We start from the raw sequence: 6,416 nt of genomic DNA, 5'->3' as shown, positions 1-6,416 counted from the left end.
TAACCAGAGGTAATTATCAATTATCCATTATCAATTATCAATTAATGAACTCCCCCTCCCTAATACCAATTACCAAAAGTAATGCTATACTTCAGTTTGACTTCTGAAGTCAAATATTTAGCAAAATTCAAAGTCTGTTTTTGACAATTATTAATCGGTTAGTATTAGTTTTTCCTACTTTTAACCTCTCCCCCACCTCCCCCACTTCCCCCACTTCCCCCACTTCCCCACCCAATTATATATAGCATTCTTTTTGAGAAATGGTATAACTCCCCATCTTGGTACTCCTTTGGAACAACCCTACCTAACTAGGAGAGTAAACCGAACATCAGAAATGACTTAAACTAAGAAAAAGTAAACAAAATAGTAATTCATTTTCTATGCCTCTATTAACCGAAAGAACCTTAGAAGTTGGACAAAAACTAGAAGGCTTTGAAGTAAAAGCCATTACTGACCTCAAGCAACAGCAGATGGTGGCATATCAGCTAGAACATCTCAAAACAGGTGCAAAACTGTTACACCTATATTCAGAAGATGCTGAAAATCTCTTTTCAATTAGTTTTCCCACACCCCCTCCAAATAGTACAGGAGTACCCCACATCCTAGAGCATTCTGTACTAGCAGGTTCAGAAAAATATCCTGTACGGGAACCATTTTTTGAAATGCTAAAAATGAGTCCAGCAACCTTCATTAATGCCATGACTGGCCCTGACTGTACCTACTATCCAGTTTCCAGTAAAGTCAAACAAGACTTATTCAACTTGGCAGAAGTATATTTTGACGCTGTATTCCATCCCCTGCTGACTGAAAATACATTTAAACGAGAAGGACATCACTTAGCTCCTGCCGATCCAGAAAACCCCACAGGGGAATTAAAATTTACAGGGGTAGTTTACAACGAAATGAGTGGAGCTTTTTCTGACCCCGAACAAAGGTTAGACAGTATTGCCAACCAGAGTCTATTTCCTGATAACATTTATGGTTTGGAATACGGAGGTGACCCCAAAAATATTCCCGAACTGACTTACGAAGACTTCCGTGACTTCCATGCCAACTATTATCATCCTAGTAATGCTTACTTCGTTTTCTACGGCAATATTTCCACTCCCGAATATCTCAACTTTTTAGCCCAAAAATTAGAAGCTTTTGAAAGACGGGAACCCAATATCAATATTAATCCTCAATCTCGGTGGAGCGAATCTCAGTTTAAAGAAGAATCTTATCCTGTTAGTGCAGCAGACGAAACAAAAGAGAAAACTTACATAATGACGAAATGGTTGGTGGGAGATAGCACCAACTCTGAAGAATGGGTAGCTTTAGATATTCTCAGTCGTATTTTGTTGGGAAATGAAGCAGCACCATTAAAAAAGGCGATCGTTGAATCCCAAATTGGTCAAGACTTACTTCGCTCTGGAGTAGACTCTGTGGGTAAAGAAGCTACTTTCCATATTGGTATTCAAGGAAGCGAACCAGATCGGGGTGAAGCATTTAGTCAGTTAGTCATCAATACCCTAGAAAAAATTGCTGAAGGGGAAATTGAAGCTAGTATTGTTGAGGCAGCATTTCAACAGGCAACCTATCAACACCAAGAAATTGCTCGGATGTATCCTTTGCGGATGTTGTTCCGGGTGATGCAAACCTGGATTTATGGTAACGATCCATTGACGCTTTTACATATTGGCGATCGCCTCGCTGAATGTAAACAACGTTATGCTGAAAATCCTAACTATTTCAACGACTTAATTCGCGAAAAGTTACTCAATAACCCCCACCGTTTGACATTGGTATTAAAACCAGACCAAGAATGGCAATCTAATTATGACCAAGCAGTAGTGGAACAAGTGGAACAGCTTCGTTCTCAACTAACCCCAGAACAACTAGAACACATTGCTACTGAAGCAGAAGAATTAGAAGTGGAGTCAGGAACTCCCAATGCTCCTGAAGCAGTAGCTAAACTTCCCCAACTACAAGTAGGCGACTTACCGGAAAAACCAGAACATATTCCCACTGATGTCGAACAACTTGATGGTGAAGTGACACTATTACGAAACCATGTTTTGGCAAATGGGGTAAATTATTTACAACTAGATTTCAGTTTGCGGGGGTTGCCTGAAGATTTGTGGTTGTATGTATCTAGTTATATAGACGCACTCCGAAAATTAGGTGCAGGAGAAATGAACTACGAACAGGTTGCTCGTGGTATTGCTTCTTATACTGGTGGCATTAATTTTCAATGTCAGTTGCGTACTTATGCTCAAGATGCCTATCGCCCTGTGTATGGAATTCGCGTCACCATGAAAACTCTGGATGACCAGATTGAACCAGCATTAGAGTTGTTGCGAAACATGATTTTTGCAGTTAACCCTCGTGATACAGCTCGACTACGGGAGGTGATGATTCAGTCTCATGCTCAATGTAGTTCCGATTTGATTTACAATGGCATCTACACAGCTATGTTGCGAGCTAGTGCTGGTATGACGAAGGAGGCAAGTATTAGTGAGATTGTTAATGGTTTACCTCAACTAGAGTTGCTGAATAAAGTATGCGATCGCTTTGATGAGCATGGAGCCAATATGATGACTCAGATTGAAACTATCCGTGATTTTATTGCGAATCAACCTTTAACTGCTAGTTTTACTGGTTCGGATAGTGCTTATGAGGTAGTCAAGAAAACTCTCTCAGAGTGGGGTCTCCAACAACAGCAACAAGAAGGAGACATTTTTGGTAGTCGCTTTGAACCAATTTACAATATACGGGAAGGTTTAGCAGGTCCTGTACAGGTGGCTTATTGCGTTCAGACTATGCCAGCACCTCACTTTAGTGATCCAAGGTCGCCACTTTTAAGGTTAGGCGCTCATTTATTAGGTTTGGGTTATCTATTCAGTGAAATTCGTCTGAAGGGTAATGCTTATGGTGCAGGATGTAGTTACAGTGGTTTAGGAAAGACTGTTTCTCTGTATTCCTATCGCGACCCCCATGTTAGTCGCACTCTTGATGTATTTGCTGGTTTAATAGATTATCTCAAGGATGTAGATTGGACTCAGACTGACGTTGACCGCGCTATTATTGCTACAACTCAGGATGATTCTCCAGTGTTGCGTCCAGAGACAGCAACAAGTTTAGCTTTAGAACGTTATCTGATAGCGCACAGTGCTGAAGTCAGGGAAGAACGTTATGAGCGATCGCTAAAAGCTACAGTAGAGGATGTGAAACAAACTTTGTTGGATGTGTTTATTGCGGGGATGGAACGTAATAATGTTTGCGTGATGTCTTCTCGTGAGAAATTGGAAGAAGCAAACAATCATAGGGAGACAGATCCATTGAACATTTCTGATATTATGTAATATTAACCCGAAGCTAGTAAGATCCCCGCACTAGCAGAAACCGGATTTATTAGCGTGAAAAACAATAATTAACGCAATAAACCCGGTTTATTGTTGTGAAAAAGTCGATTCTTTCAAAAGGGGGTAGGAGAGATACCTGCTGTACGTCACCTTTTCCTGACGGAATGTTCCGCTTTCCATGTCAGCGATAGCCGAATTGCAAAGTTGTGCGCCAGCAAAATCAGACGGCTCGCCTACCTGCCTTCCTTCCTGCAAAGTGTAAGTATTGAACCAGACATGATATTAAATCTTAATATCCCACAAGCTTTCCTGATACTTCTTCACATCTTCAATAAAACGCTGAGGATAAACATTGCGGAATTTATGATTGTCTTGAGGAATAGTCTCGATCATAAAGTCAATCATTCCTTGAGGATCGAGTTGCAAATCGTCACCCGCAAATAGTTGCTGTGTATCGCGAATTGGCTTTTCAGGGGTGAAGTTTTGGTCAGCGTCGTACCACTGATCAAGGGTGTCGTACATACGATCGTTAAAGCCTGTACGGAATGGACCAGGGTTAATAGTGGCAATCTTTACTCCAGTACCTTCCATTTCCTCACGCATTAACTGTACGATAGCTTCGAGGGCGTGTTTGGACGCACAATAGGGTGCGAGAAACGGGAAAGTGGAAAACCCCGCGATCGAAGAGGTAAAGATAATCTTTCCTTTCCCCTTTTTGGCAAAATGACGGGCGAAGGGCTGGATAAATTCTAGCGTGCAGAATACATTCACCTCAAATACCCGACGTACCCGATCGACAGGAATTTCAGCGATTGGACCTGTTTCACCAGTAGCTGCGTTGGGAGCTAAAATGTCAATTTCGTCAGCATATTTCTCAAACACAAATTCCCGTTCTTCTTTATTCAGCAGATCCATCTTAGGGACTTCAATGTCAACACCTTCTTGTTCTGCTGCTGCTCTCAGTTCAGTAACTTGAGGCCAGTTTTCACAGGTAGCAATTACCTTATGACCTTTTTTTGCCAACCCTAGTACCGTACCTTTACCAAATCCTGAACCTGCACCTGTCATTAAAATTGTCTTACTCATAAGAAATCTCCTTTCTTAGGAAAAATACTTTGATTTATCAAACAAACTTAGATGATTTGATGACTTTTATAGATCGTTGGTTCACCATCTAAAATGTCCTTGAATTTTTCAATCGCCAAAGTGAGATGGGGTGCTTTCCAATGTGCAGATTCAACATCTGCATCTTGCCATTCTTCAAAAGACAGTATGGTATTAGGCTCTTCTTGATTACGATAAAACCCATATTGTAACGCCCCTGCTTCTTGACGAGTCTCTTTTGCTAGTTCTTCTAGAACCGCAACTAGCTCGTCAAACTTTCCAGTTTGAGCCTTTAATACGGCAACCGTGTATAGTTTTTCGCTCATGATCTTTACTTTTTGTCTCTAATTTTCTATTAGTCACATAAGATTAGAGTTGTTGCATTATTTATCTTTAAATCTAGCTGCATTGGCAGCTTGGGCAGAGTCAACATCACCTCGACCAAAAAACTCAGGTACGGGTTTTGGTTTTTCTAAAGCTCTTTGGGTAGCAGTTCTTTTGTCAATACGATCAAACCAAGCTTGAAGGTTGTTCAACCCATCTACAGAAATATTTGCCCAATAATAGGCTCTCGTCCAAGGATAAGTAGCAATATCTGCGATCGTAAATTCATCTCCCAGCAAGAAGGTTTTACCCTCAAGCTGTTTGTCTAATACTTCGAGTAGTCGGCGCGACTCTTTTACATATCGCTCGATAGCAAACTCATCCCGATGTCCCTGGGGTTCGGCAATCCGTTGAAAGTACATCGCCTGTCCCATCATTGGTCCGATACCGCCCATTTGAAACATTAACCATTGAAGTGTTTGAGAGCGAGCTTTTTGGCTTTGAGGGAGAAACTTTTGATATTTTTCTGCCAAATACCAGAGAATTGCACCCGATTCAAAAACAGCGAAATCGTCATTACCCCGATCTACGATAGTGGGAATACGTCCGTTTGGGTTGAGCTTCATATACCAATCTGACTTTTGTTCCTTTTTAGAAAAGTCAATATAGGTCATGTCATACTCAACTTCAGCTTCTTCTAGAAAGATTAGTGGCTTCCATCCGTTCATAGTGGAAGCTGTATAAACATGAATTTCTGGTTGTTTGGTCACGATCTTTTCTCGGTTCTAAATTAATAGTGTTCTTTGAGGATAAATCGAACATTAGTCAGCATTACTGGCAAGAGATGATACTTTTTGAGCTTCTGCGTTTATAGAAGGATGGAAATCTAGAAAAACTCTGGTTAGATGACGAATATACCGCTCTTTATCTGACTCAAATTGAGGATTTTTAACAATGTTGTGGCAAGAAAAATGAGGTAACTCCTCTAAACCACAATATTCCTGGGATTTACGCATTGGTAGCAATACTTCCTCTACAGATCGCCCTTCAAAAAAGCTATTAGGATTATTATTATTGAAGACTTCGATGGGTGCATTCCAGGTAGTAGAAAGCATAAACTTTTTACCTTTCATTAGTCCACCAGAGCCATATTCACCACGACTAAACGCAAAAAATTCACCATAAGTGTAAACATCATCCATGTACTTCTTTAATGATCCTGGCATCATAAACCAGTACACTGGGTATTGAAAGATTACTGCGTCAGCTTGTTTGAATTTGGTGATTTCTTCTGGAATATCGTAGCTATCTTCAACAATAGTAGTCAAAATTTGATAACGAGGTTTTAAAGTTTCTACTGCGATCGTAAAAAGACTTTGATTATAGTTACCTTTAGCAAATTCGTTAGTTTCTTTACCTAAAATTAAGAGCAGAGTATTCATTAGTTGGCCTTGATTTATTTAGTATTTGTAAATCTGCGGTTCATCAATATTTTTCAAATGGTGCTTTGAAAAACTCATTATTTATCAGTGTTTGTAGGTATTCCAGCATTCAAAGAGTCATGTTTTATGATGTACTAAAGTTACTGCCATAATTGAAATATATAAAATCAAGTTAGTATAGTCAACCAGTATACTTTTAGTA

Annotated in this window: 5 protein-coding genes; 1 reads left to right on the top strand and 4 read right to left on the bottom strand. The window is 40.0% G+C overall.

The genetic code is table 11. The annotated features are described in order from the left end of the window. Nucleotides 1-380 precede the first annotated feature (380 nt). Nucleotides 381-3,344 (top strand): insulinase family protein, encoded by a 2,964-nt coding sequence (locus ACP6PL_RS06605; RefSeq protein WP_426543793.1) that lies wholly within the window; start codon nucleotides 381-383, stop codon nucleotides 3,342-3,344. Nucleotides 3,345-3,626: 282 nt separating this feature from the next. Here ACP6PL_RS06605 and ACP6PL_RS06600 read toward each other — a convergent pair whose 3' ends face one another. The 4 genes from ACP6PL_RS06600 to ACP6PL_RS06585 are packed head-to-tail and all read right to left on the bottom strand — an operon-like array spanning nucleotide 3,627 to nucleotide 6,214. Further along, on the bottom strand, nucleotides 3,627-4,430 hold the full coding sequence (locus ACP6PL_RS06600; protein ID WP_426543791.1) for an SDR family oxidoreductase: 804 nt from the start codon (nucleotides 4,428-4,430) through the stop codon (nucleotides 3,627-3,629). A 47-nt stretch (nucleotides 4,431-4,477) separates the two neighbouring features. Continuing rightward, complete coding sequence (locus ACP6PL_RS06595; protein ID WP_426543789.1) at nucleotides 4,478-4,774, bottom strand: putative quinol monooxygenase; 297 nt, start codon at nucleotides 4,772-4,774, stop codon at nucleotides 4,478-4,480. A 57-nt stretch (nucleotides 4,775-4,831) separates the two neighbouring features. Beyond that, entirely contained in the window at nucleotides 4,832-5,542 is a 711-nt protein-coding gene (locus ACP6PL_RS06590) for a glutathione S-transferase family protein (RefSeq protein WP_426543787.1), read from the bottom strand. A gap of 51 nt (nucleotides 5,543-5,593) precedes the next feature. Continuing rightward, the gene (locus ACP6PL_RS06585) at nucleotides 5,594-6,214 is read right to left on the bottom strand and encodes an NAD(P)H-dependent oxidoreductase (protein WP_426543785.1); all 621 of its coding nucleotides are present in this window, start codon (nucleotides 6,212-6,214) and stop codon (nucleotides 5,594-5,596) included. Nucleotides 6,215-6,416 lie beyond the last annotated feature (202 nt).

Source organism: Dapis purpurea BLCC-M126 (assembly GCF_050015975.1).
Taxonomy (GTDB): Bacteria; Cyanobacteriota; Cyanobacteriia; order Cyanobacteriales; family Microcoleaceae; genus Trichodesmium.
The sequence above is the reverse complement of the archived record's forward strand: the minus strand, read 5'-3'. Positions and strand labels throughout refer to the sequence as shown.